At 43.0% G+C, this 26,613-nt stretch carries 27 protein-coding genes and 1 pseudogene; 8 read left to right on the top strand and 20 right to left on the bottom strand.

What is annotated here, in order from left to right; translation table 11 throughout:
• Positions 1-108: 108 nt before the first annotated feature.
• The 3 genes from AC1DSE_RS00615 to serS form a co-directional block, all read right to left on the bottom strand.
• Entirely contained in the window at positions 109-4,404 is a 4,296-nt protein-coding gene (locus AC1DSE_RS00615) for an endo-1,4-beta-xylanase (protein ID WP_477511271.1), read from the bottom strand.
• A gap of 69 nt (positions 4,405-4,473) precedes the next feature.
• A complete protein-coding gene (locus AC1DSE_RS00610; protein ID WP_477511272.1) occupies positions 4,474-4,722 on the bottom strand; it encodes a hypothetical protein in 249 nt (82 codons plus the stop codon).
• A 227-nt stretch (positions 4,723-4,949) separates the two neighbouring features.
• Positions 4,950-6,233 carry a serine--tRNA ligase gene (gene serS / locus AC1DSE_RS00605; RefSeq protein WP_477511273.1) on the bottom strand — a complete coding sequence of 428 codons (1,284 nt, stop codon included), beginning with the start codon at positions 6,231-6,233 and terminating at the stop codon, positions 4,950-4,952.
• A 380-nt stretch (positions 6,234-6,613) separates the two neighbouring features.
• On the opposite strand from serS, the gene AC1DSE_RS00600 reads away from it, so the two are divergent.
• The 3 genes from AC1DSE_RS00600 (at position 6,614) to AC1DSE_RS00590 (ending at position 8,520) form a co-directional block, all read left to right on the top strand.
• Entirely contained in the window at positions 6,614-7,072 is a 459-nt protein-coding gene (locus AC1DSE_RS00600) for a hypothetical protein (RefSeq protein WP_477511274.1), read from the top strand.
• A gap of 205 nt (positions 7,073-7,277) precedes the next feature.
• Entirely contained in the window at positions 7,278-7,826 is a 549-nt protein-coding gene (locus tag AC1DSE_RS00595) for a hypothetical protein (protein WP_477511275.1), read from the top strand.
• Positions 7,827-7,935: 109 nt separating this feature from the next.
• Complete coding sequence (locus AC1DSE_RS00590; protein WP_477511276.1) at positions 7,936-8,520, top strand: hypothetical protein; 585 nt, start codon at positions 7,936-7,938, stop codon at positions 8,518-8,520.
• Positions 8,521-8,542: 22 nt separating this feature from the next.
• Here AC1DSE_RS00590 and AC1DSE_RS00585 read toward each other — a convergent pair.
• Together AC1DSE_RS00585 and AC1DSE_RS00580 are read right to left on the bottom strand one after the other, a co-directional pair.
• Positions 8,543-8,755: pseudogene (locus tag AC1DSE_RS00585) on the bottom strand (IS3 family transposase); the annotation flags it as partial.
• 346 nt (positions 8,756-9,101) lie between these two features.
• Positions 9,102-9,365, bottom strand: a complete 264-nt coding sequence (locus AC1DSE_RS00580) for a helix-turn-helix domain-containing protein (protein ID WP_477527315.1) — start codon at positions 9,363-9,365, stop codon at positions 9,102-9,104.
• A 518-nt stretch (positions 9,366-9,883) separates the two neighbouring features.
• Between AC1DSE_RS00580 and AC1DSE_RS00575 the strand changes: the two genes are divergently transcribed.
• The 3 genes from AC1DSE_RS00575 to AC1DSE_RS00565 all read left to right on the top strand — a co-directional run bounded on the left by AC1DSE_RS00575 (position 9,884) and on the right by AC1DSE_RS00565 (position 11,511).
• Positions 9,884-10,153 (top strand): GNAT family N-acetyltransferase, encoded by a 270-nt coding sequence (locus AC1DSE_RS00575; protein WP_477509469.1) that lies wholly within the window; start codon positions 9,884-9,886, stop codon positions 10,151-10,153.
• Positions 10,154-10,270: 117 nt separating this feature from the next.
• Positions 10,271-10,744 carry a GNAT family N-acetyltransferase gene (locus AC1DSE_RS00570; protein ID WP_477509470.1) on the top strand — a complete coding sequence of 158 codons (474 nt, stop codon included), beginning with the start codon at positions 10,271-10,273 and terminating at the stop codon, positions 10,742-10,744.
• Between the two features lie 161 nt (positions 10,745-10,905).
• Positions 10,906-11,511: a YdcF family protein gene (locus tag AC1DSE_RS00565; RefSeq protein WP_477509471.1), complete on the top strand. Its 606-nt coding sequence runs from the start codon at positions 10,906-10,908 to the stop codon at positions 11,509-11,511.
• A 151-nt stretch (positions 11,512-11,662) separates the two neighbouring features.
• Here the strand turns inward: AC1DSE_RS00565 and AC1DSE_RS00560 are convergent, their stop codons facing one another.
• Entirely contained in the window at positions 11,663-12,103 is a 441-nt protein-coding gene (locus AC1DSE_RS00560; RefSeq protein ID WP_477509472.1) for a hypothetical protein, read from the bottom strand.
• Between the two features lie 45 nt (positions 12,104-12,148).
• Complete coding sequence (locus AC1DSE_RS00555) at positions 12,149-12,658, bottom strand: N-acetyltransferase family protein (RefSeq protein ID WP_477509473.1); 510 nt, start codon at positions 12,656-12,658, stop codon at positions 12,149-12,151.
• Between the two features lie 236 nt (positions 12,659-12,894).
• Here AC1DSE_RS00555 and AC1DSE_RS00550 point away from each other — a divergent pair, with 236 nt between their 5' ends.
• Together AC1DSE_RS00550 and AC1DSE_RS00545 are read left to right on the top strand one after the other, a co-directional pair.
• The gene (locus AC1DSE_RS00550) at positions 12,895-13,215 is read left to right on the top strand and encodes a heavy metal-binding domain-containing protein (protein ID WP_076266362.1); all 321 of its coding nucleotides are present in this window, start codon (positions 12,895-12,897) and stop codon (positions 13,213-13,215) included.
• A gap of 14 nt (positions 13,216-13,229) precedes the next feature.
• Positions 13,230-13,457 carry a hypothetical protein gene (locus AC1DSE_RS00545; protein ID WP_477509474.1) on the top strand — a complete coding sequence of 76 codons (228 nt, stop codon included), beginning with the start codon at positions 13,230-13,232 and terminating at the stop codon, positions 13,455-13,457.
• Between the two features lie 86 nt (positions 13,458-13,543).
• On the opposite strand, the gene AC1DSE_RS00540 is transcribed toward AC1DSE_RS00545, so the two are convergent.
• The 13 genes from AC1DSE_RS00540 to AC1DSE_RS00480 all read right to left on the bottom strand — a co-directional run bounded on the left by AC1DSE_RS00540 (position 13,544) and on the right by AC1DSE_RS00480 (position 26,542).
• On the bottom strand, positions 13,544-15,784 hold the full coding sequence (locus tag AC1DSE_RS00540) for an FAD-dependent oxidoreductase (RefSeq protein WP_477527314.1): 2,241 nt from the start codon (positions 15,782-15,784) through the stop codon (positions 13,544-13,546).
• A 29-nt stretch (positions 15,785-15,813) separates the two neighbouring features.
• A complete protein-coding gene (locus AC1DSE_RS00535) occupies positions 15,814-16,641 on the bottom strand; it encodes a carbohydrate ABC transporter permease (RefSeq protein WP_076266365.1) in 828 nt (275 codons plus the stop codon).
• Between the two features lie 15 nt (positions 16,642-16,656).
• Positions 16,657-17,541, bottom strand: a complete 885-nt coding sequence (locus AC1DSE_RS00530) for a carbohydrate ABC transporter permease (protein WP_339205520.1) — start codon at positions 17,539-17,541, stop codon at positions 16,657-16,659.
• A 79-nt stretch (positions 17,542-17,620) separates the two neighbouring features.
• Positions 17,621-18,937 carry an ABC transporter substrate-binding protein gene (locus AC1DSE_RS00525; protein WP_441874592.1) on the bottom strand — a complete coding sequence of 439 codons (1,317 nt, stop codon included), beginning with the start codon at positions 18,935-18,937 and terminating at the stop codon, positions 17,621-17,623.
• 105 nt (positions 18,938-19,042) lie between these two features.
• Positions 19,043-19,804 carry a response regulator transcription factor gene (locus AC1DSE_RS00520; RefSeq protein WP_477509476.1) on the bottom strand — a complete coding sequence of 254 codons (762 nt, stop codon included), beginning with the start codon at positions 19,802-19,804 and terminating at the stop codon, positions 19,043-19,045.
• Positions 19,782-21,587: a sensor histidine kinase gene (locus AC1DSE_RS00515; protein ID WP_477509477.1), complete on the bottom strand. Its 1,806-nt coding sequence runs from the start codon at positions 21,585-21,587 to the stop codon at positions 19,782-19,784. Before AC1DSE_RS00515 ends, AC1DSE_RS00520 begins: the two co-directional genes overlap by 23 nt.
• A 283-nt stretch (positions 21,588-21,870) precedes the next feature.
• A complete protein-coding gene (locus AC1DSE_RS00510; protein WP_477509478.1) occupies positions 21,871-22,161 on the bottom strand; it encodes a GNAT family N-acetyltransferase in 291 nt (96 codons plus the stop codon).
• A gap of 132 nt (positions 22,162-22,293) precedes the next feature.
• On the bottom strand, positions 22,294-22,950 hold the full coding sequence (locus AC1DSE_RS00505; protein WP_477509479.1) for an ATP-binding protein: 657 nt from the start codon (positions 22,948-22,950) through the stop codon (positions 22,294-22,296).
• Positions 22,947-23,624, bottom strand: coding sequence for a hypothetical protein (locus tag AC1DSE_RS00500; RefSeq protein WP_477509480.1), 678 nt, complete (start codon positions 23,622-23,624; stop codon positions 22,947-22,949). Before AC1DSE_RS00500 ends, AC1DSE_RS00505 begins: the two co-directional genes overlap by 4 nt.
• A 27-nt stretch (positions 23,625-23,651) precedes the next feature.
• On the bottom strand, positions 23,652-23,825 hold the full coding sequence (locus AC1DSE_RS00495; RefSeq protein WP_179089745.1) for a hypothetical protein: 174 nt from the start codon (positions 23,823-23,825) through the stop codon (positions 23,652-23,654).
• Between the two features lie 27 nt (positions 23,826-23,852).
• On the bottom strand, positions 23,853-24,311 hold the full coding sequence (locus AC1DSE_RS00490; protein ID WP_477509481.1) for a hypothetical protein: 459 nt from the start codon (positions 24,309-24,311) through the stop codon (positions 23,853-23,855).
• A 362-nt stretch (positions 24,312-24,673) separates the two neighbouring features.
• The gene (locus AC1DSE_RS00485) at positions 24,674-25,126 is read right to left on the bottom strand and encodes an NUDIX domain-containing protein (protein WP_477527313.1); all 453 of its coding nucleotides are present in this window, start codon (positions 25,124-25,126) and stop codon (positions 24,674-24,676) included.
• Positions 25,127-25,144: 18 nt separating this feature from the next.
• A complete protein-coding gene (locus tag AC1DSE_RS00480; RefSeq protein ID WP_477509483.1) occupies positions 25,145-26,542 on the bottom strand; it encodes a UDP-N-acetylmuramoyl-tripeptide--D-alanyl-D-alanine ligase in 1,398 nt (465 codons plus the stop codon).
• Positions 26,543-26,613: the final 71 nt, after the last annotated feature.

Below are 26,613 nucleotides of genomic sequence, written 5' to 3'. Positions count from 1 at the left end.
TAAGCATCGATAACAAATTGTTAATATCCGAGCTGACGCTGTTTGAATACAAATAAAACGCCAAGCCCCCTTCTATAGAAGAGAGCTTGGCGTCATTAAATCCATTCATTATTTGCTTGTATTCAGGATCATGAGCATATTATATAAAGCTTGAACTGACTCTGCTCGAGTAGTATGCTCACTAGGAACAAAACGATGGTCATCCTTGCCCTTCATCATTCCATGCGAAGAAACAATAGAAACAGCGTTCTCCGCCCATGCTGAGATGTTAGCTTTGTCTACGTATACTAGCTCGACGTTAGTCTCCTCAGGTTTCGTTTTTGCTTGGTATGCATACGCATTGGCAAGCATAACCGCCATTTCTTCACGGGTAATGTTTGCAAGCGGAGCAAACCGATCCGCTGAYACACCCTTAACAATTCCTGCGTGAAAGGCAGCATTAACCGCCGACGAGAACCAAGTTCCTTCCGCAGCGTCTTTGAAGCTGGAGGCCCCTTGCTCTTTAAGTCCAAGCAGGCGTACCAATAGAACGGTAAACTCCGCTCGCGTAATAGATTTGTCTGGAGCAAAGAGAGCAGCGGTTTGGCCATTCACATTCTGTTTTGCAGACAGCACCTTCAACGGCTCGTATACCCAGTGGCTTGAATTAACGTCATTGAAGATCTTATCATATTCAAGCAGCGCGTACTTACTGAAATGCGCAAGATCAACAGAGATCTGATTCGTTTTTTCGTCATTCTTCCCGCCTACATACTCCCACTTATTGGTCTGTTCATTCAGCATGTAAATGCCTAAGAGCGACTTCTGCATATTGGCTTCCGCTAAATAGGAGAAAGATAAGGTGACAGCTCCATCAAATGTGCCCACCTTCAGCTCACGACCATCACCCGTTATTAAGGACAGTTCAAAGGACCAGCTTTCTCCGCCAATAAACTTCGCAGATAACCCTTGCTCTCCTTTTAGCTGCTGACTGCCTGTAGCTTCTTTAGCAGGCTCCATACGAAGCGACAGCTCAGCTCCATTCCGCAATTCAGGCTTCAACTGATCAATGAGGGGCTGGAGCACTTTTGAATCAATTGTTAGTGTAGCAGACCCCTTGGCTAGCTCCAGCTCTCTGCCTTTTAATAGACCAGCTAATTGAAGGGGCAGCCGTACATGATGCTTACCTTCTGGTACGCTAATGCTTACCTGATTAGGCGACCCGTTCTGAAAATTCTCCTGAGTAATGGTCATCACAGGATTAGCAGTGCTGCCAGATTGCCCAGAGCTTCCAGGTTTGTCACCGCCATTATCGATACCGCTGTTCTTTTCTGACTCGGCAAAAGTCAAAATGCCGAACTGAGAAGTATTTCTCCATGAATCGTTTGTTGGATCGTTCCATTTGGCGGTGCTGTGCACTCCTTCGCCCTGATCGTCATTCACCTGAATGTCCAGACCTATTACACTATCTTTATTCGGACGAAGCTCAGGCAGCGCGATCTTCACTTCCATGCGGTAGCCTTTCTCTGTTTTTACAACTGCGCTCTCCAGACGAGAAGGAGAAGCATTTCCAGCAAAAGTTGCCGCATTATCAATATTTATCCGATATTGTGCATCGTCATATTGATAAGCCGATGTACGATGATGATTTTCATCGATGAAAATTTCGATTGAATCCTGCAGCCATGGCTGCGGATCGTCTGATTTAAGCAAAGGATCGGTTACGTCGATTAGCAGCAGCAGACTGTCATCCGTCCACATAGAGCGAGCTTGAGCCGTTGCTTTGCTGTTATTATTAGTTAGATCCACAGCGAATGGCTTTGCCTTTTCCCACTCGCTTTCCATTTGTCCATCAATACGTGCAGTGCCTTTTATCGACTGTGCGCTTTTTGGCATACTAGCAAGCTGAATGACGCCATACTTGCTTGTGTCCAGATCTTGACTTAATGTGCTGTCATTCCAATAAACCGGCAGTACCTCGCTTGTCGATGCATCCTGAATACGAATATCGAATCCGATTTCTTCCGTTCCTTGCGCTAAGCCTTTCCAAGGAATAACGGCTTCTAGTTTATAACCAGTTGCTGTTTCTTTTATTTTATAGCTGCTATCGCCATTTTCAGCGCCTGACCGATTAAAAGTAAGATGACGATCATCTGACTCGTAAACCGCCGACTTTCCATTATTCTCATCCACAAACAGCTCTATCTTGTCCGCTGCATCACGGGTAGCATCTTTAACCTCTACTTGAACATAAAGATTGGTCATATCCCATATGGTACGGAACGTTGCAGCCTCGCTGCCGCTGCGTTTAAGCCGCGTCTGTACAGCTTTTTTCCATACGGAATCTGTAGAATTCTGATCGCCCGCCGTTGGCGTTGCCATGAGTGATACCGTACGGTTTGTAATAATAGGAAGTGTAAGTGGATCTACAATTCCCCAGTAGACTAGCTTAGCCTGGAGATTCGCATCGAATAGCATAGCCTGATTATTGTAGGATTTCTCGTCTTGCAGTCCCCAAATCGTTACAGAGGAAATCTTGTCCTTATAGGTTTTGTATAAGTCAAACAATTCCTTATATCTATGTGCTTGCTTTGCAGCTATGTCATCAGGCATAGGCGTACCCATGCTCACTCCGCTATCAACATCCAACTCGGTAACCTGAATATCTAGCCCTAGCGAAGAGAACAGCTTGATTGTCTTTTCAACCTCCTCAATTGGCGGCGTAACCAAYCCATAGTGAGATTGCAAGCCTACTCCGTCGATCAGACCTTTATCTTTGAGACGCTTTAGCAATTGATAGATATGTTCTCTTTTTTCCGGAACCTCTGTGAAGTAATCATTATAATACAGCTTGGCATCAGGGTCCGCAGCACGAGCAAACTCGAATGCCTTCTCGATGTAATCAGGACCTATGAGAGTATACCACGGTGAAATTCTAACACCGTCCGCATCTCCCCCATTGTCAGCGATAGCTTCATTTACAACATCCCATGCGTATATTTTCCCTTTATAACGTGTCATTACCGTCTCTATATAAGACTGAAGGCGCTGCAGAAGCAAGTCACGGCTGGCAGGCTGTCCATTGCTGTCCGTAAACATCCACTCGGCCGCATCAATATGCCATAGAAGAGCATGTCCGCGCAGCCCCATTCCATTATCCTGAGCATATTTCACGTAATAATCGGCTGCATCGAATGTATACTGATTCTCAGCTGGGGAAATAAACTTTGGTTTCATTTCATACGTTGCCGTTATGCTGTTAAAATGTTTTTTGAGAAGCTCCCCATAGGCTCCTTCCATTTGCCAGGTATAGACGGCAGCACCAATTGGAAAGTCATCCTTAAAATAATCCTTTAAGGACACGATATCGTTTTGAATCGATAGCGCCGAAACAGGGACTACTGTTACTTCATCTACATAAAAAGATAGCGTATCTGAAGTATTCTCCGTAATGTAAGGCGTTTCGATGAATAGTTTTAGCTCCGAAGGAGAATCGCTGTAATTAAGCTGTCCCTTAAGCTCATACCATTGCTGCCACTCCGATTTCTTAATCGTAATGGTATCTAGTGCATTCCAGCTCTCCGATCCGGACTTCTTATAGGCCGTCATTTGCAATTTGATGTCAGAGGCTGGCTCTTTCTTTAATCGAACATAGGCTATTAATTCATATTCCTTGTTCTTTTGAAGGTGATTTTTAAGCTCAAGTGCTGGCCCATGAAACGTACGGCTCCGCCCTTCTACCAACATACTGTTGCTGCCGCTATAGGCTTCGGCTGCGGAAACGGTCAGCGCCTCATGTCCGATTCGCGGCAACCACCCCTGAAGCGTTCCATCTTCAAAATCGATAAGCAGTCGATCATCGCCCACCGGGCCCTCTGAATCAGGAACAAGCTCTATGGAAACATCATCAAAATAAAAGGAGGTACCTGCCGTGGCTTCTGCATAAAGATCATATTGGCCATTCTTGCTCCCTGTCGTATAATTCCGTTTAATTAAGGTCCATTGCGATGCGGCATTCTGATCCGCCGTGCCTATCTGCTCCCAGTGGTTTTGYCCGTCAATGCGGCTCTTCATTGTAAGCTTAATATCAGCTGGCGTTGTACCGGGGGTTAGCTTAACCCAAGCGCTAATGGAGTAGGTGCTGCTAGGAGCCAATAATTCCGTTAAAACGTAATTGGGTCCCTCCCAATCCTCGCTTCTCCCCGATATATATAGGCTATGAGAACCGCTATGATATTCATCGCCTGAGACTATTAGTGACTCGTTTCCTTTACGCGCCCAGCCCTGTGTTGTTCCATTCTCAAAATCTGAAGTGAGAATGGTTGTGCTACTCTCGTTAGCAAACACCTGCTGAGAGGGAGGAAGAATGATAGTGATAAGCATGACAAAAGCGATAAATAATGCGAACGATTTAGTAAATTTCATATAAATCCTCCTTAATGTGATGATCATAGCGCTGCAACTAGCTCTTTGTTCCATTCTTTTGTTGTGCGATTATATAAACCAAAGGTGGCACCGAATTCCCAGTAGGCCTAAGGCATGCTTAGTCGCTCTGCATCCAAGCGTACGGTCTCCGTCCAAACCACTCGGGAAGCCATGTCTGCCGTGCGATAGACGCCAAACTCCCCTAGTTCCATATTCTTCAGCCATCCACTCCGCACCTTGATGCGTTGGCTTCCTCAATAACCATATCCCACGCCCCTTCAACCGGGGCATCCAAAGCGCCCCCCCTCTCTTCTTCAATGCTTTTCCCCCTAGTATATAAATCCCGCTCTTCACTTCATGTACTACAACCGGATAGTTGAAGTATAGCTCTAAGGTAAGCGTTTCCATATAACAAATACATCACTCACATAACAAATTATTAGCTTTGTCCCTAATCGAGTAACCTTTTTTCATTATCAAAGTAAATAGAACCAAAAAATGCGATAAGGAAATGCTGCTGAGCATCTCCTTACCGCATTTTCAATTTATTCATTAATTGCTATTTTCTCCAGCCCTCTCATATAAGGCTGAAGTGCAGCTGGGATACGAATCGAGCCGTCTTCCTCCTGATGATTCTCGATGAGTGGAATGAGAATACGCGGGCTAGCCACTGCTGTATTGTTGAGCGTATGGCAATATTTTAACGAGCCATCCTCTGCACGGTACCGTATATTCGAGCGGCGTGCTTGAAAATCATGCAGGTTCGACGACGAATGCGTCTCCCCGTAGGCCTGCCTGCTTGGCATCCATGTCTCAATATCGTATTGCTTATACGTTTTTTGCGACATATCGCCAGTACATACTGCCATGACTCTATAGGGCAGCTCAAGGCATTGAAGCAGTTCCTCGGCATTAGCCGTTATTTCCTGCAGCAGCGACTCCGACAACGCCGGATCAGCCTCGCACAAAATAACCTGCTCGACCTTGGCAAACTGATGTACACGGTATAGACCATGAACATCTCTGCCAGCCGAGCCGACCTCGCTGCGGAAGCATACCGATGCAGCAGCCAGCTTGATTGGCTCTCCTACCTCTATAATTTCGTCCGCGTAATAGGTAACCATAGGTACCTCCGAGGTGCCTACCAGCCATTTATCCTCGCCTGCAATCCGGTAGGTCTGATCCTCACCAAGCGGGAAAAAGCCAGTATGCTTCATCGCTTCGGTGCGGACCATTAATGGTACTTCCAGCAGTGTGAAGCCTTTTCTCAGCAGCAAATCGACAGCCAGCTGCTGCACGGCACGATGGAGCAAAACGCCTGCCCCCTTCAAGTAATAATTGCGGCTGCCTGCTGCCTTCACACCTCGCTGCACATCAATCATTTGGTGCAGATCACCCAGCGCCATATGATCCTTTGGTTCAAAAGGAAAACTCGGGGCTTCGCCAACACGCTTTTGCTCTATATTGTCCGCGTCCGATCGTCCATCTGGCGTGTCTGGCGATACGATATTAGGTACCAACGCCATGAGCTCAGCTGCATGCTGCTCTACTATCGCAAGCTCTGCTTCCACTGTGCCCAGCTTCTCATTTGTTTCCTTGACCTTATACTTCGTTTCTTCCACTTCAGCTTGAGCATTCTGCCTCACTAGTGTACCGATAAGATTCGAGAGCTTGTTGCGAATTTCCCGTAAAGCTTCCGATTCCTGCATGAGCTGACGTTTCTTCTCGTCCCAGAGCATCAGCTCTGCAATAGAAATCTGAATCCCCTTCTGATTCGCAACCGTCTGTACCTGCTCTTGATTTTGCCTAACCCATTTCATGTCCAACATGCTAACCGCGCTCCTTTTCATTAGAAAAACACAAAAAACGCCCTTCATCCCAATGGGACGAGGAGCGTTTTTACTCGCGGTGCCACCCAAATTGACTAAACAGACGCACTGTTTAATCCTCTTTGTTCCGCGATAACGGGCGGGCCCGGTAAACTTAGGGGGAAGGTGCTTCCCTCCCCTTGACGAGAACGCCTCCGAGTTGGATTCTCTTCACTGGCGTGATCCGATAATTAATTTTGTAGTAATATAACACATTATATAAGGCCAACACAAGTGTCATTGTGGAAATAAAATTCCAATTCATCTTTTTAGTGTGTTTCATATGCAACTTTATCCACTTATTAACAGTCAGTAGGTTATATGAAGGGGAGGTGCATTTGTTGAGATATGGTCTTCTACTTACATTCTTACTTATCCTGTTTGGGCTGGCAAGCTGCGAAAGCTCCGGAGCGAACAATGGCTTAACCACTCATACAGAGCAGGTGAACAAAGATCACCTGACGGAATCGTTGTCCAAATCAAGCGATAAATTGATCATTGCCAAAAGAGTTGGCATGGAAAACCAATACGAAGATCATAAGGAAATAATCGAAAAGAAATCCGTTTCTACAGTGAGGAACATTTTAAACAAAGGCGAATGGGAAGAAGTTAAATTCCTAATGACAAGACCATCCGATTATAAAGTGCATTTCCAACCTACCGATGGCTCAGAAGCAAAAGCGGTATTATATGAGGTTTGGTTTACGAACGACATCGCTGAGATTTATATAAGCGGCATTCATTCTTATAAAAAAACGTCGCAAGAGGATGCAGAAACGCTGAGTACTATTTTAAAATAACGGATTCATGACAAACGTATAAGGAGCATATTATGAAATCCAAATTACTCGAAGTATTAATTTGCATTGTTTTAGGCTTTTTTTCAGGCATACTGCTTGCTGGAACGGGTAGAGATGTTACGGATAGCGGAGTTGAAATATTGCTCGGATGCATTTTCTGGATACTGGTCTTTTCTTATATTAGAAAAAAATGAGTCATACAGTAATGAAAATGTTCCGTTCTCTTCTCTTTTTAATCGTATTCGTCTCCCTGTCTCTAACGATTGCACCTTCCAAAAGCTTCGCATGGTCATGTGCCGAGAGCGATGCACCCAAGCAATTGTTTAAAAAACATGATTTTGTATATATTGCTAAAGCCATGGAGACCACCTATGAGGAAGCCGGCAGTATGAATCCCAAAAGCAGGACAACCTTTGAAGTGAAGTCGACATTAAAAGGCACCTCCAGCGATAAAGTAACCATTGTCACGACTGCTGGCAGCGAATTTACTGAAGGCACAGACTATCTAGTATATGCTTATCAAACAACAAAGAAAAATTACTTATACAAGTTTGAACCAGGCGAAATAGCGACTGATACTTGGTGCGGCGGAACAAAACCATTGTCGCTTGCAAGTTACGATCTTGAAGCGATAGATGAATATAAAAAGATGACTAACATGGTTTATTTTATTATTATTCCCATCGTTGCTGCCGCTGTTATCGTCACCGTATTCCTTCTATTGAAACGTAAAGGGAAACTAGGACGACGCTGATGCATTATTTTGGGGATTTGTGATTGAGATTAGGACAACTCGTTTAAAATAACATGGAGACATAACTGATGGGCTTGATTATACAAGCCCTTCATGAAGGAGGCTTCTCATGCTGAATGAGATGACAACAATACCGCGTACAAATAAAAGGCGGAAAGGTTTTGCGGCTTTCGCCGCTTTTGGCATAACGATGACTTTATTAGCTGGCTGCAGTCAAACAGGAACGAGTGAAATGGGTGCTCAACCTAATCCAGATTCCGCTGCAATCGCTCCCGCTAATCAAACCGAAGAAACAAATGCTGCTTCAGAGAAGGATAACCCTTTCGCCGCTGCTGGCATTACCGATCCTAAAGCTTTTATCAAAATGTTTGAAGCGGTTAAGACAGCTGTTGCCGCTGATGATAAAGAGGCCGTTGCAGACCTAGTGCTGCTGCCGCTTCGAGTAAATGGAAAAACATCGATGGAGATTACAACCAAAGCAGAGTTTATAGAGAAATATGATGCCATTATGACAAAACCCGTGAAGGATGCGCTAGCCGCTCAGAAGGTGGAGGATTTGTTCGTACGCGATCTAGGCGTGATGGTCGGAGACGGTGAGCTTTGGTTTGGAGCATCAGCCGAGGAGCCTCAAGCATACGGCATTATTGCCGTTAATCTAGAAGTTGGTAGCACTGAAGTGCCCCCCGTCAAGTAGACATTACAAAAAATAAAAACTGTTAAACGGCCTTAGTCCTAAACTCCATTGGTCTGAGGCCGTTTAGTTTTGCCTGTAATCGTTCGTAATTGTAAAAGTGAATGTAAGCTTCAATGTCCCGTTCAAGCTCATCAAAAGTTCGGTATGTATGCAAATAAAATTTTTCGCACTGCAGGGTTTCCCAGAAGGATTCTATGGGTCCGTTATCAATGCAGCTCCCTACGAGGGACATGCTATGGGTTAATTTTTTGCCAAATGACTTTTTGAACCGTAGGGAAGTGTATTGAAAGCATCGGTCTACTACTGGATGCGCTTGTGGTTAATCTGCTGCTCCGTTTCTTTGCATAAGTGAAGGGTCAATCGACGGTACCCGTAGATACCGCCTACCTTCTCATGCAGCGAGATCATCGATCTTGTGAGTTTCTGGTTTTCTAGTTCACGTACGCTAGGCTTGCGGTTCAACCATTTGTAATAGCTGGATCGTGGAATCTCTGCAATTTCACAAAGTATCTTTATGCTGAACTGCCCGTCTTGCTGTACAGCTTGAATGGCAAGATAGATGTTTTCTTGACGTACTTGACTTAGCGTCGCCTTCTTTCGAGTTCCTCTAACTTTTTTAGAAATGCAATTTCTGCGCGCAGACGTTCATTTTCAGCCTGCATCTTCTTCATGGCAAGCTTTTGGCGGTCTGTGTCAGTTAACTCTTCTTCGGTCTTTTTACGTCCACGTCCATCCTGCAGCGCATCTTGCCCGCCGTCTTGGTATTTCTTCACCCACTGATATACCTGTTGGTAGGAAACCTGATGTTGCTCCGCAGTCTTCCCATAGTCATCGTTATTTGTCAGGCAATATTGAACAATCTCTATCCGTTCTTAGGTAATCCAACACCGCTATAGGTAGCGGCCATAAGGCCTAGTTCACCACTTTCAATCTCTCCGATAATAGTAGGTTTCTCTAATACGGAATATATAACTTTAGACATGAAAATGCTCCCCTCATAGCAACAGGTTTTTTATTATTTCACCTGTCTACTATTTGGGGAGCATATCAGCTAATGAGTAGGATTAATTAGCTTTAATTGTTCTTTACCAATGAATTATTACTTCTTTGTGGTATTATTTGTTAGTTAATACATGTCTGAGAGAGTTTATACAAATAAATGATTAAGCACAAATATCCTATTGGGGAGACCTATGACTGATATAACTTTAGACAATATCAAGATTACAGTAGACTCAAATGACACTGATTACAATCAGGTATGTAATAATTTATATGAGTACAATGTTCGTGCGACAAATGGGTTACTAAAAAAGCCAGGCAAAATATTAATTTATATCTAAAAGATAAATCAGGCAAAGTCGTGGGCGGTTTATTTTGTGAAACCTGGTCTTACGGTTTGTATATTGATGTATTTTGGATAGCTAATGAATACAGAAACAAAGGATATGGAAAAATCATGATAGCAGAAGCTGAGCGGCTAGAGAAAGAACTTGGCTGTATATTTGCTCATACTTCCACATTCACGTATCAATCGCCGGAATTTTATAAGCGTATGGGTTATGAGATTTTTGCCGTTAATGATGAATACCCAGAAGATATAAAACAATTTTTCTTTAAGAAGAAATTATAGTATAAATATTTTTCAAGAGGAACGATAGACTAGCGTATTGCAATCCTGGAAATTCGCTCCGCTAACGGGCAGATTAGTGGGCGTTTATCAGTATTTTGTCGAGAAGGAGGTAATTTTATGACTGATCACGTGGTTCAGTTACGACCTATAACTAAAGACAACGAAACTGAGTGCATCAATTTAAAGCCCCAAAAGAAGCAGGAGGATCTGGTAGCTCCCAATGCAGATTCCATTATACACGCTACGAAAGAACCAACATCCAAGCCTTTTGGTATTTATACTGACGATACAATGGTTGGTTTCCTGCTCTTTGACAATGAAATTTATAAGGACGGGTACTATTGGATACTGCGATTCATGGTCGATGCACGTTTCCAAAAGAAAGGCTACGGATCGTTGGCAATAAGAGAGGTCATCAAGATACTATCCGCCAGGCCTGATTGTAAGCAAATTAGGGTTAATCATGTACCACATAACACCGCCGCGAATCGTTTATATAAAAGTCTCGGCTTTCAAGAGACTGGTGAAATGGAAGACGGGGAAATTGTACTTAGTTATTGTGTCAAACGAGACATCGGTGATGATCATTAAGCTATCGGGTAACGATAGTGGTATAAAGACACGGCGGCAGCCGATCAAATGATGATCAGCTGCCGTTTTCTCAACTAGCTGGATTTATCGTTAATAACTCAAACAGATGATATAATTGAAAAATGGGATTTCATGGGACAATGGAAAGGAAGGGACGTTTTTTGTTTACCAATCATGTTGGAACTACAGCATCGTTGAAATATCCGTTTGATTGTCTTACAGATTTGATATTTGTCACTGAAGAAGAGATTATACCAGCGGATATTATCCTGGTTCCTGGTGGCAGTCACACTAAACCAATGAAGATTGCATCGGAGTTATTCCATTCAGGGATGGCAAATTACATATTACCTTCAGGTGGCTATAATGTAAAAATCGAAAAAACAGAATGGGAATTTCAAAAGGAGATTGGTATATCTTTAGGTGTTCCGGAAGATCGAATACTTAAAGAAGATCAAGCGAAAAACACATTCGAAAATGCAAGAAATTCCTGGAATGTTATCATGGAGCAGCAGATTGAAGTAAGACGTGCGATATTAGTTTGCAAGTCCTTTTTCTCAAGGAGGGCACTGATGACTTATCAAACCGTATTCCCTCCGAACGTAACCTTCCAAGTTAAGCAAGATGATTTACGTTATAACAAAGAAAACTGGTTTCTTGATGAAGTTGGAATAAAAACAGTTCTCACTGAAGCAAAAAAAGTCACGAAATATTTTGGACATCACATTCCTAATTGGGTCCATCAGAAGGAACAGGTATTAAGCTAAAGGGGACTCGATAGTTTAATCATGAAGGGCAGACCAGAATTTGGTCTGCCGCTTTGTCATTTAACAGTTCATTTCATAGGGCTTTTTTCATTGTCTACAATATTGGGGCTGGACCATATCCTATGGTGGGCTGTTTTATATGCATTCTAACCTATTTCTTCGTCAGAGCTTTTAACTCCTCGATCGCCATCGTGATGTGTTCCTCTCCCAATGTCGTTTCTGCTCCGTAAAAAAACAATACATTGGCTACATGGTGGGAACGATAAGACGCCAAATCCGCCGCTGCCCAGCTATTAGCAAAATCCTCTAAGCCTTTTTTAGCCTCTTTGCTTGATGAATAAATATAAATACTAATACTTTGACTCGTATTATAGTTGAATTGCTCCGGTTTTATATCGTTATAGGCTCTAGAAAATACAGCACCCGGGTTTATATCGGTTTTTGCGGTTAACGGGATGCCATGGCTTTCAAATACACTCTTTATTTGATCCAATGTTATCGTTTCTTCGTTTCTTTTGTTCGAACCGCCGCCATAAGCACAGCCTGTAACGACTAAACAAATCATACAAACGATCATAACCATTTTCCTCATAACATCGCCCCTTTGACTGCTATGACGTGTAAATAAGGAAATAAGTTACAGGAGCTCATCCCAGCCAAGCCCTAATTCGGTAACGGTATCATTGCCTATTTGGATATCTTTTTTCGTAAAGGCCTTCGCCCCTAATCGATAATAAAAGTTGATTGCACTATTTTTCTCCAGCACCCATACCATTAATGTTTGATAATTATGTATTCTCAAATGATCGACCACAGCGGAAAACAGTGCTTTTCCGAACCCGAGCCCCTGGTACTCCTCCAGCAAGTATATGGAGTAAAGCTCTCCGTCGTAGTCGTATTGCTCACTCCTGCACTTCCCACCGTTTGCGAATCCTACTATCGTACCTTCATCATTTTCAATAACGTAAATCACTTCATCAGGGTTCGAGCGATTAAATACCCATAACCAATTTTTAATACGACTTTCGATGCTAAGCTTGGTCAAATAATCATCCGAGATTATCCCTTTGTAGGTGGATTTCCAGCTCTCTACGTGGACATGAGCGATATCAGGTACATCGTCAATCGTCGCCAGTCGAATCCGCATATGATCCTCTTTTCTTATCGCGCAAAATACACTTTATAAATCGGTTTGCCATGCCTAACAACATAAATCATAGTACTAGCCTCTCATTTTATATATATTTCCATTGGATATTATTGGAATGAGTGATACTATGATTTTAGTTGATATGACTTCTATATCGCAAGAAGAATGTAATAATGATTTTGTTATGATAAGCATGTTATGTTCAGTACATAATTAGAATGGGAGGAACCAAAATGTTAGTTGTCACTACAGAAAATATTCCTGGTTATCATATTGATAAAGTATTAGGCCACACGTTTGGTGTAGTAGTAAGAAGCCGCGGCCTTGGAGGAAATATTACAGCCTCTGTGCGAAGTATATTCGGTGGAGAAATTAAAGAATATACTGAAATGATTGAAGATGCCCGTAAGGTCGCTATAGACCGTATGATTCAAAATGCACATGCCATGGGAGCAAATGCAATCGTGATGATGCGATTTGACTCTGGTGAAATCGGACAAACGATGTCTGAAATCGTCGCTTATGGTACTGCAGTTGTGGCTGAGAAAAATTAGCGATGCCCTATTTCATGAGCATTTACTTCGCCCTTCAATTGTTGGTTATTATTATCGCTATTATTAGTACGTTTATATATCGCCGTAGGCGGCTAAAGCAACGCACGCTTCAGCCTCCAGCTGGTTTCCAGATAACGAATGAAATATTTATTGATCCGACAACGGGCGTTCAGCAGCAAGTATGGTTTAACCCTAGTACTGGAGAAAGATTTTATGAAAGAACAGATAACAATAAAAAATAAGCTAATTCACGGTGGTTAAAGCTGCCTTGAATTAGCTTATTTTTTTAAAATTCAATTAGAGTCCTGCTAAGCGCACCACAGCATGACTACTCATAAGCCCGTATTTCAACAACTTCAGCATAAGGGCATCCATTTGTAGCTTCAATTACAACGCGGATCTTATTGGTACGGATAGGCTCCAGCTGATGCGTCCGTTTACGTTTTCTATTATCCGTCTCACGCAGCAATACCTTCCATTGCTCATCGACAAAAGCCTCAATTCGATAATCCTTCACCAGCTCAGGAATAACTTCAAATGGCGTTCTATGATGGTGCAGGTTGATTAGATCCTCATTCACATCATCATTGAAGGTAATATGAATATTGGATATGAAAACAGAGGAATCCCACTCAAGAGAAAGCCACTCTGGCTTATTGCTCTCCATTCGATTAGAAACCCATGTATGAGGACCGCCATAAGGTCTTGTATAGCCATCAATAGCAGATACCGCTTCGTATGCTGTAGTCTCAGGGAATGCCTTGAAGCAGAAAGGTGTTCTGTGCAGCCCTTTCATTTGCCAAGCCATGGTCTGCTGCGTATCCGAGTAACTAGAGAAATCAGCGGATGAATCGATCTTGTTCTCGAAGCACAACACACCGTAAAGCGGCGTTTCAGACGTATACAATTGCAGCTCCGGGTTCGACTGAATGACAACGAATAAATTGATCGCTTCTTCCGCCTTATAATCAAGCGCAAAATCAACCCACTGCTTCGTTCCCTGTGTTACTTTCACGGTATGCTTGGAGATAAGTCCCATTGGAATATAGTTTTCTTTTTTTCCAGTAGAATGTATTTCAATCGTCATTTCTGTATTCGCCAAAGCATCAACAAGCAAAGACAGCTTATTTAGCTCCGAAGTGACCGGGAACGTTATTCCGACCGGATTCAGTAAAGAATAAACCTTAGACGCATCATCTATATGCACGTTTCTCATCGTACTCGAAGCAGCTGCTTTGGCGCTTCTCCCCAAATCGCCGGCATCCTCATTGCGAATACCAATAATGGAAGCATCTTGTCTAAGGAGTGTTTGCTGCAGCTCTGCAAGATGAGACTGACTTAGCTCTCTTGGTGTAATTCCCTTCATAGCAGAGATGGCAGCTCCCGTCCCGGCCGCTTCTCCCATTACCGCACAAGTAGCCATTACTCTAGTCGTGCCAAAAGCAACATGTGTCGCACTAACATTTCTGCCGGCGAACAATAAATTATTAACGTTGCTGGAATACAGCGAACGGAACGGAATATGGTACGTACCATCTGCATGGAAGTGTTTGGAGCCGCTCTCTTCCGCATACATTCCCTTTGGTGGATGCAAATCGATGGACCAGCCACCGAACGCTACTCGATCCTCAAATTGCTCCTGCGCCACGATATCATTCTGATTGAGGATATAATCACCAACAAATCTCCTGTATTCCCGTTTGCCTGGAAGAGATCCTACCCATTCCAGAGTCATATTATCCGCTTCAAATTTCCCTGAGTTTTTAATATAATCCCAGATGCCATAAATAACGGACCACAGCTCATCCCGTATTCTCTCATTCTCATGAACGGTATCCAGCTCCCCGCCCCATTCAATCCACCAGTAGTGGCAGCCCGAATCTCCGCTTCGCATTACCCGGCGTACCGGTATGGAGGTTTGGGAAATATCCTTGGCAAAGCTTGGCGGGATATATTTGACTGGTTGGCCTGCATCCTTTGTATAAAATAAAATCGTGCTTCCGAGCGTGATGTCATCCGCAACTTCAGGAGCCCAATCCTCCTTAAATTCATGATGCGCTTCCCGTCCAATTCGAAACTTTGCTCCTGCTAGAAAACCGACCAGACCGTCCCCGGTGCAATCTAAAAACATTTTGCTCTCGAAGCGAATTTTGCGTTCAGATCCCATCATCCAGCCTGTCACGGAATGAATCTGACGATCCACCTCTGAGCCTGTTGCTTCAACCTCATGTACATCTGTGTTGAGGAACAGCTCGATGTTTTTCTCCGCTTTAACGGCCTCTAATACGATCAGATCCCAAAGATAAGGATTGCCATCAGGATTGCGATACTGATTTTCTACGAACAATTCACCCATAATACCCGTTTCTCTGGCATAACGATTCACGCCATGCCCTGTAGCACCGCATACCCAAACGCGCACCTCGCTGCTGGAGTTGCCGCCCAAGACAGGTCGGTTCTGTACCAAGGATACGGTCTGTCCTAGTCTTGCCGCAGCAATGGYAGCGCAAACGCCGGCGAGCCCGCCACCAATGACGGTTACTTCTGTCTTTATAATTTCAGATCTCATATCATAACGCTCCTTTTCTTTGTGAGTGATCAGCCCTTAACGGCAGAGCCCGATATGCCCTGAATAATATATTTTTGACCGATGATAAAAATTAGGATCATAGGGACAATCGCAGCGGTTGCCGCAGCCATCATGCCGTTGTAATCGACGTTATTTTCCAAAATAAAATTTTGCAAGCCAAGCGGGATCGTATATAAATTGGGGCTGGATAAAAATACGAGCGCGTTCTCAAAGTCATTCCAGTGCCACGAGAAGTCGATAATCGTAAAGGTAGCTAGTGCCGGCTTCGCTAAAGGCAGAACAAGCTTAAAGAAAATGCGAAAATGACCAGCACCGTCTATAAAAGCAGATTCCGTAATTTCCTTTGGAATGCTCATAAAAAATTGTCTTAGCATAAACACGCCAAAAATCGAGAACAAGCCCGGCAATATAAGCGCCCAATGCGTATTGTATATATGCATCCAGTTAAACATGATGAACTTCGGAACAAAAATAACCTGTGGCGGTATCATCATCATGGACAAGTAGACGAGAAACATGGCATTCCTGCCTCTAAACTCGATTCTCGCAAAACCATAAGCAGCGAAAGCGGATAGAAACACTGCGCCGACTGTGCTAATAATGGAGATTTTAAGTGAATTCAAATAATAGGTGATGAAGTTATAGTCACCTGTCCAAATTCGTTCATGGCTTCTCCAATCAAGCTTAGAGGGCAGCCATCTTGTAAATACTTCACTTGGACTCTGCAGGGACGTGCTGACCATCCATAGAAACGGAAGTATCATGAACACGCCGCAAATGAGCATGAGTACAGTTAACGGCATCTTGGTTTTGACAGAGCTGACTAGATTGTTCATTGAAAACTCCCCTTTCTAATAGTGGACCCAGCGCTTCTGGCTAATCCATTGAATAACGGTTATCCCCATAATAATAGCGAACAAGAACCATGATATCGCTGAAGCATAGCCCATTTCATAATAGCTGAAGGCTGTTTTGTAAATGTATAGCGACAAGATCGTCGTGCTTCCGCTCGGACCGCCCTGTGTAATCGCTTGAATGATGGAGAAGGATTTCATCGTCATGATTAAGCCCGTAATGAGCAGCATAAAGGTAGTCGGACTAACAAGCGGCCATACAATTCGCCACGTGACAGTCCGGCTCTTCGCGCCGTCTATCTTCGCTGCTTCCAGCAGTTCAGGCGACACTTCTTGAAGCGCAGCAAGATAAATAATCATGTTGTAGCCTAACAAGAACCAGATCTGTATGATGTCAATCGCATACATCGCAGTCTCGGTATCAGCGAACCAGCCTGGCGGCGATACAATGCCAATCCAGCGAAGTATTTCATTGATCGGCCCTTGAGAGGGTTGAAACAAGAGCATCCAAACGAATGCAACAGCTACCCCGCTAGAAATATAGGGAAGAAAAAACATCCCCCGCAGCAGCCCTTTCAGATATACATTCTTATTCAGAACGAGAGCGACGACAAAGGATAGTCCAAGCGATACTGGAACAGAAAGAAGGAATATCGCCGTATTCTTAATCGCATTATAAAACTGATCATCCTGAAACATTCGCTTTATATTGTCCATTCCCGTGAACGAGACATTTGGATTCGAAAATTGATAATCGGTAAAAATCAGTCCAAAGGAAAATAACGCAGGTACGACAAAAAACAATAATACGCCCAACATATTCGGAAGAATAAACACATAACCCAACCAGCTTTGCTTGCGCATCCAGCTCGTTTTACTCATAACAACCCGCCTTTCTTCGTTCACCCGTAAAAAAAAGTAAGAAGGACAAGGCTGCTCCTTCTTACTTTCTTTACGCAGCTTATTTCTTGATGAATTCGTTGTGCCGCTCTGCCATATTTTTCAACGTCGTGTCGATATCTTGCTTATTGAGGAAGTACTTCTCATATTCTTCTTTGCGCGCATCGATCACTTGCTGAGGCACGTTAAGCTGGAATGATTCGAATTTGCCGAATACCACTTTGTTAAGAGAATCCCGATCATAATTTTCTTCATACCCTTTTAGGAGCAAATCAATCGCTTCCGTGCTGTCTACACTTTTGGATGACGGAATACGTCCGCCCGGAGCCATTGGCAGCATTCCGCCATCAGCGTACCATTTCACAAATTCCCAAGCCGCTTCTTGATTTTTGGATTTCGCGTTAACCGAAATCACGTCGCCCAATCCGCCTGGATATTTGAAGTTGGTTTGATCCTTGGAGATACGCGGAATTGGTGCAAAAGCAATTTTGAAATCATGCGGGAAATCGACTAGATTGTTCGCATTACGGAATATAAATTCACCAGCTGTCAGCATCGCTGTCTCGCCTTTTAGGAACATCGTATCCACCGGCATCTTGCTGGTCAGCTGCTCGCCATATTCCGGAGTTGATTTATCCTTGAACATCATGTTGTGCAAAATTTCAAACCCTTGTTTCCAATAAGCATTATCGAAGTTGGATGTGCCGTCTGCTTTCACGTACCCGTCTCCACCGATCGTGCCGTCGAATTGCGTAGTAAATGCAGCATCATGCTGGAGCAAGCCCCATACATTAGGTTGTTTCAATTTCAGTGCATATTCCTGTAAATCAGACCATGTCCAATCTAGCGGAGGAATAGGCAAACCTGCCGCATCAAGCATATCTTTGTTCAACCAGATGAACGCCATGTTTTTCTTTGTAGGCATGCCGTAATACTTGTCATTAATCATCCATTGCTTAGCTTCAGGACCCATTTGCTCATCAATGTTGTAATCCGTCTTTGCGCTCATATCTACGGCTACACCTGCATCTATTCTCTTTTGAAGGCGAGAGAGGGTGTAGTTTATATAAATATCTGCATCTTGCCCGGCAAGCAAAGCAGTATCCAGCTTTAAGTTGCCCGCATCATCATTAACGAACCGAACATATTCCACTTGTACATTTGGATTCTCGGCATTCCATGCGTCAACAACTGCTTGAGGTCCCGCTTCAGGAGGCACGCCGCCCCATAGCGTAAGCTTAATCTTTTTGGTTGTTGTGGCGCCGCTGTTTGTTGGTGTCCCCGAAACATTATTTTTGTTGTTCCCACCGCATCCAGCGATCAGAACCATGACAAGAATAAGAGAAAGAGCACTGATCAACATTCTGTTTCTTTTCATTTCTTTGCCCCCTACAAACTTGTTTAATTGCTTAGTTAAATCTTATCACCGGGCATTTCGCGGGGTAAGGAACGATATTTGGCGATTCATGATACATTCTTTGGATCATTTATTTTGCTCTTTGCGATATTCACTTGGCGTCATGCCGCACCATCGTTTAAATATTTTAATAAAATAGTTGTCATTCTCGAATCCTACTTGCCTTGCAATCTCGCCTATTGATTGGCTTGTTTCCTCAAGCAGCATCTTTGCTGCCTCGATTCGGCGGTTCTGTACATAGTGAATAAAGGTTTGGCTCGTTTTTTTCTTAAACAAATCACTCACATAGCTTGCATCCATAGAGATGAGCTCAGCTGCACGTTTTAATGTGATTTCCTCAGCGTAATGCTCCTCAATATGGCGGATAATTTTATTCATCTCAGGATGATCCGTAGGTTCAGACGTATTCTTCTTAGGAAACCACTTGGCTGCTTTCCTTAATTGCTCTCGCTGCTCTAATTCAAGGGTTACCTTCTCTAGTGCCTGCGTCAACCCGCTCACATCCATTGAAAGCTTAAGTAAATAGCTGGACGCTCCGAACTCCAGCGACTGCCTTGCATACTCGAACTCATTCATACAGGTAAGCATAACGAATCGGCAATCAAGCCCTTCTTTCCTGACAGATTTCAGCAGCTCTACTCCATCCATCATGGGCATATCAATATCGGAAATGACCACGTCCGGCCGCAATTCTCGAATCACCTGCAACGCTTCCTCGCCGTCATTAGCAGTGGCTATAATTTCAAAAGGAAGATTAGCTTTGCTCATCAGCTTGCTGAGACTCGCTCTTGCATGCTGTTCATCATCAACGATCAATACGGTCCACATCGCTGTCAGTCTCCTTTAAATAGGGTTTCGATAATAATAGAGGGAGATGCATCATAACCTTTGTTCCCTCTTCTGATGAGGCAAGGGACAAGCCCGTACTCTGATTTTTGAAAAGAAGCTCCAAGCTTTCTCGAATATTTTGAATACCGATGCTTTTCCGCTTACGGAACACCTTCTTCTCTTTGGCACGTTCTACCCCTACTCCATTGTCCGCCACTTCAAGATACAAAAGATCATGTCTCGCCTCTGCTTTGATTTCAATTCGGCCGTCACTCCGTCTCCCTCCAAACCCATGTATAATGGCGTTTTCTACCAAAGGCTGAAGACAGAATTTCGGAACCAGTGCAAAGTTTAGCTCGTCACTTAGCTCATAGCTGACTGTAATATGCCCACCGAAGCGAGCGCTTTGTATGCGCATATAGGAATCGATAAGCGCAATCTCATCTTTCAGCAATATAAGGTCGACCTCTACATTCAATGTCGTCTCTAATATTTTTCCGAGCGAAACACAAATTTCATAAATGTCATCCTCATCCTTCTCAAGCGCTATGCTTTTAATAACATTAAGCGTATTCAAAAGAAAATGCGGGTTCATTTGAGATAAGAGAACCTGAAAGCGGACGATCTGCCTCTGACGTTCCTCTAATTGAAGCCGTTCCATTAAGCCATTTATATCGTCAATCATGGTATTGAAGCTTCGCGTGAGTGCAAGAATTTCACCTCGCCCTTGTTCTGGCAGCTTTACTTTGAGGTTAGTCTTGACCGATATCTCCATCTTTCGCTGCAGCGTTTTTAGAGGAACAGTAATCGTTGAAGAAATAAAATAGGTCATCATGACAAACACAAGCGTAATCAACCCGAAGATGGCGAAAAAGCGTTTTTTCAACGTTTCCACTTCTTCAAACAGCAAGGACAAGGGTACTTTTTTCACAATAAATCCATTTAACTGAGCAATATGGCTGAACGTATACAATACCTTCTCATCTTGGCTAACAATGGAAGCGGATGCAGAGGGCTCTTTTACTTCGAGCATCGCTGATAAAATGGCGGGATCAATCGCTTCATCGGCATCGGACTGCACCATTGATTTTCCTCTATGATCCAATAAATAATAAATGCCTTCGCGCTGCCTATCTCTCATCACCTTGTTGAACCATTGCTCATAATCGATGCTGATACGGGCATAGGCGTACTCTTTAAGATTCTCATCGCGGAGCATCTGATAGAGACTAAGCATATTTTGATTGGGTTTAATAACCGGACTCACATAATTGGTATCGCTTGCATTCCAAATGGAGCTTTCCCCTTCATTGGAGGAAAGCATCTTTACCCATGCTTCACTCGTAATCGAGGAGTAATTCAGTGGCTCACGAGGAGCAAAGGAGGTATAGGCATAACCTTGTTTATCTACCAGCGTATAATACACCGTTGCACCAGTCAGGAAGAAGCTGTTCTCAATGCTTGCGAACTTATTCTCCACCAGTTCCTTCCGCGTTAGCGGATCTTTCTGCTCCGGATTTTTCATAACCGAGCGGATGGTGTCATCCTGTTCTAATAGCAGGCCTGTCTTCATAACAAGCCCGAGCACATCCAGGAAAGACTTCTCGATATCGAGAAGCTGATCCTCGTTTTTGGCGGAGGCTTCCTCCTGCAGAACTCTTTCCGTTTCACTGAAATTATAAATAACTAATAAAACGAACGGAGCTAGCACTAGCAGCAAAAAAGCCATCAATATTCTGTTTTTGAACGTTTCTGGAGTTAAGCCTCTAATCCATTTGTTCACGCGATATGCCTCCCAAGTGCTCTCATCTGTTTAAAAATTGATTCGACATACCTCTCAAGATAACGCGAATAGTCCGTAGGAGCAAGCTTGAAAATAAAGCGGATAACTCTCCTTCATCATGACATAAACGAATGGATTGACCTAACTTGCGGTGTTTGCGCCCAGTGAAAAAAAAGAGCCCTTAGGGGCTCCCTCAAATGGCGTGTTGTCGCATACCGTAAATTATCTTCTTGAAAGCACCTTCGTGCTCCGCTTAATTCTGTATTTATAGAGAGTCCTTTTTTTAACGAGGCATTCTATTCATAAAACGTTCCGTGTTCTTCATAAAGCCATACTTTTCGTATAGTCCATGACCATCGAGCGTACCAAGTAGACCCATCATTCCTTCAAATTGCTCGGTTATCACTTCTACTAATTTCTTCCCTAGCCCGGCGCCTCTATATTCCTCATCAATATAAACGTCGTACAGATAATACATAGTCGCAAAGTCCGTCACTACACGAGCAAAACCAACCTGCTTGTCCCCATCATACACGCCAAAGCAGACCGAGTTATTTATAGATTTTTTTATCATTTCTAATGACCTTTTATTCGCCCAATAGCTTCTAGCTAAGAAGCCACAAATGGTGTCAAACTTAAGCATTGATTTATCATCGCTTATTACATACCGGTCATACAATAGCTCCATATTAACACCCAACCTCTCTTATCCTTTTAGAAAACCAGAAGCCTTATGTTCGCGAAGCCAACTGATCATAAAATCAAACAACTCTACAGAATACGTGTGTTCTTGGGGTCTTGAGGGCATTGTCTCTACAATTTGTTGTACATTATTTTCAATCGATACGGATTCAATGAAACTGACCAAACCCGGAATAAATGAATTTAAAGCTTCAAAATAGTGCTTTTGCGGTTCAATAAATGTTAAATTCATTTCAAACCCGCTGCGTCCCCTGGTTGCGTCACCCTCTTTGCGTTTACGCAGCTCAGCCTCATTTATGCTCAATAGGTAATACTTATCTGGAAAGCCAATCTTGCGGGCAAGCAATTGCTTACGGAAATAATCCGTTAGGAACTCAAGCGACTGTCCGCCAAAGAGAGTATACCCAAAAGCCCAGTTGTACCAGAAAGGCTGAAATAGATCGATATCAATAACAACAAAACGATGGTCCTTACTCTTCTCCTGCGCTATTCTGAAGCGATCAAGCTGACGCTCAAAAAACCATTCAGGATACTCGTTTTCTGGGCGTTTCCACAACGTATTCACTTCGGGAATATGATAACCGCCGTATTTTAATGCTAATGCGCTTGAGGTGGTCGTCTTGCCAACTGCACTCGCACCTTCCATATGTATAATTGTCATGATAACACCTTCACATTCCGCTTAACTCTGCGTTTATAGGAAATCCATGAAATGAATAGCGATTCCTCTGCTTTATGGCTTGCAACCTTATCTATGAAGTAAAAATCTTGGGGACCTACCTCTATTTTTGTAATGGGCAGCACCGGCGATTCACTAATCCACTCGTCAAAAGACACGACAGAATGACTAACCATTTTGAACGTATCCTGTGGTAAAATGTACACCATTCCGCTCGTCCAAGGTGCTTTATTTTTAGTCTCGCTAGTGATAGAGAAGAAATAATAGCTCTGAGATGCCTTCACTTTTAAACAAGCATTTCGAAAGTTGCCTACCACTTTACTCCGATCAAAAACCGCATAAAACAACGGCCAAATGCCATCTTTTGTGCCAAATATGGCTTCTACATATTTACCGTTAAAAAGCGTCTGCTTTCTTAACTCGAATTGTTCAATATTTTTATGATTTGACCCGTGCATTATGACTGGTTTTGTCATTGCAATATACTGAACAAAACGGAATTTGGGAAAAGTGCTGGCGTACATTATTTCAGATTTATTGCGGACAGCATCCGAATACAATCTTTCATATTCATTGACCTCGTCCTCTGTGAACTTAAATACAGGGGAGCGATAAAATAGAAGTCCCAGCAGCACTGATACTACCTTGGTTACCATACAATTCCCTCTATTCGGACAGAGCCATTATTTTTTCACACTTCTTATGAAGGTATTGCCCACAACAAGCGTAACGGCGATAACAACAATAATTACTAGAGTATCTTCAGTATCATGCACACGATGGGTTAAATCGAACAGATACCCTAATTCGAAAAACAGGATAACTAACCATATAGCAAAATAATGTTTTGTGCTCATCGTATCAGCCTCTTTTCTCAAAACGAGTTATTTAGTAAAATAATTCTCGCTTTGCTTCCAATTATTTTTCACAAGCATAAAAACGATAATCAACAAAAATAGGCCGCCTATATAAAACAGCACTGTTTTTAAATTAATTGCTTTTCCTTCATATTCGCTCCCATACGCTGCCTTAATGAAAGAACCATCGTCCTGCTTTATCGCAATGGCCTCATTTATCGATATATCCTTGATTGCGTAGTATTCCGTTCCTTTCGGATAAACGTTTGAGAAATTGCCAGAGTACGTTCCTTCTTTGTCTGAATAGGAAGTAACCATACCGATTTTAGAGCCAATCTGTGCGGATTCCACCTGAGTATTTGAAACAATGTAAGACTTGCCTTCGTTCACAACGAAACGATACGCCCAATCCGCATAAGCAGTCCCTAACGCAATAAATGTACTTACCGTGAAAAAAATGCTTATTAAAAACATAAACTTCCTCATTTGGTCTAACCTCCCTGTATTGTATCTTATTATGACGAAAAGATAGAGAGAGAGTTGCATGAGAATCATAATAAACAAATAAGGGGCTGTCTCAGAAGTAGGATTACCTACGCTTGAAACAGACCCTGCTTTGTTTTTTTGAAGGAGCATAAGCATATTTTCTCTATCGCTTACGAACCTAATCACTCTTATTTAAACCATTCGTAATGAATTAAAATTACAACGAACTCCAGAATCGTTATTTTGCGAAAAATAGATCCTAACACCTTACATAACTTACTATAACGTCAATTAGGTTCGTTAAAATGAAACAAACGTAGTTTTTTGCATAATAAGCATAGTACAGTTCGTTAGAGTAAAGATCATGGGTTTTGGGTTGTGAATATGTGAGAGGCAGCTTCTTCCGCATAATTTAATATAAGTATACGTTGGCCATGCCCCTCTAATCGATTTACGACTTGTTTAGCCGTTTCGAAATTAAAGGTGACGCGCCCCGTGGTCTCAAATCCTTCCGGCATCGGAACGCAGCGATGAACCTTCGCGACAACAAATACGGTATACGTATCTGTTTCCGTCCAATACCAGCAGGCAACAGGTATTCTCTCCGGCATCAGCAGCAGTCCGGCTTCCTCCACCGTCTCCCGATCTAGCGCCTCGTCGATGCTCTCGCCCGGTTCAATTCTTCCGCCAACCGTCGTTAGCGTCTGCTCGTTGCGATCCCACACCATCACGATAGAGCCATCCTCGAGCAAAGGAATACTATGTATGCCAGCGATTCTTTTATCCGTCGGAAGCTCATTCACTCTCTTCAACATAAAATCCTCTCCTTCTGCCTATTGCTGCTTATCTTCTAGAAGGTGACAGACCTCTTCTAGCTTCAAACCGCGAGATCCTTTTACTAAAACAACATCATCTTTACTCAGGATTCGCATGCACTCTTCAGTTAAAGCTATTTTTGATGTGAAATGTTTGGCTTCTCCCTCAAAACCATTATCGAGAAGCGTATCCGAAATTATTTTGCTTATATGACCGAAAGTAAACACCGAGTGAATTTTTGATAAATCCACACTCCGGGCTACTTCTTCATGAAACGCTGCCTCGGCATCTCCTAGTTCGAGCATGTCCCCTAATATTAATACTTTTTTATGGAATCCCTCTAAGTTTTGAACCGTTTCAATGGCCGCCTGCATAGAAACAGGACTGGCATTCCAAGCATCGTTAATAATTAAGAAACCTTTGGCCGACCAAATCCGCTCCATTCTCATTCCTGAAATCTCTAAATTGCTCAGCCCTAATTGAATATGTTCTTCATCGATTTTAAAAAGGTTTGCAACAGCAATCGCGGCAATGGCATTGGCCACATTATGGCTACCAAGGAGCGGCAATCGAAATGGCATATGATATTGCTTTAATGTGAATAAGAGATCTGATTGCTTGTGCTCTATATTCAGAGGAAAATAATCGTTGGATGGAGATAGACCGAATCGAATGGTTGCTCCTGTCCACGGAAAGCCTCTCTCCTCCAGTCCCTTAACGAGCAGCGGCTCATCGCCATTAAACAGGAAATTCCCTTCAGAGTTTAGTCCCTCAATTATTTCCAACTTGGCCAAAGCGATTTGTTCTCTAGAACCTAGATTCGACAAGTGAGAAACGCCAATCATTGTAATTATAGCAACATCAGGCTTTGCAATTTCAGACAGAATTTTAATTTCACCTCTGTTGCTCATGCCCATTTCTAAAACAACGATTTCTGTATCATCTCTAACCTCTAATAAAGAGAGCGGAAGTCCGTACTCGCCATTGGGATTTCCACTTGTTTTCTGAACGTTAAACGTTGTACTCAATAAGGTATAGGCCATATCCTTAACCGTTGTTTTGCCATTACTGCCTGTTACAGCAATTACCTTGCAGTTTAATTGGCTTCGATACGCCATGGCGATGTTTTGCAGTGCTTTTAACGTATCTTCTACTATAATAATCGGTAAGCCTTCAGGTGGCGGGATATGATCTGCTTGCCATAAAGAAGCAACTGCCCCCTTTTCAAAAGCCTGCTTAACGTACTTGTGTCCATCGTCGATCCGTACGATTGGAATATACAAATTGCCAGGATGAATCGTTCTTGTATCAATGGATACGCCATGGACCTTTTGATCCAAGAATCCAAACAAGCTATCTTGCAACGCATAACCATCAGACATATTTGTAATTTCTTCAAGGGAACGTATGATCATTAAAATCCTCCCTTTATCAGGTTTACACACTTGTACAGATACCCATATTTTACCTTAAATTAAAATACTTC

It is taken from the genome of Paenibacillus sp. 01L418 (assembly GCF_056400045.1).
This window is presented reverse-complemented; position numbering and strand designations above follow the sequence as displayed.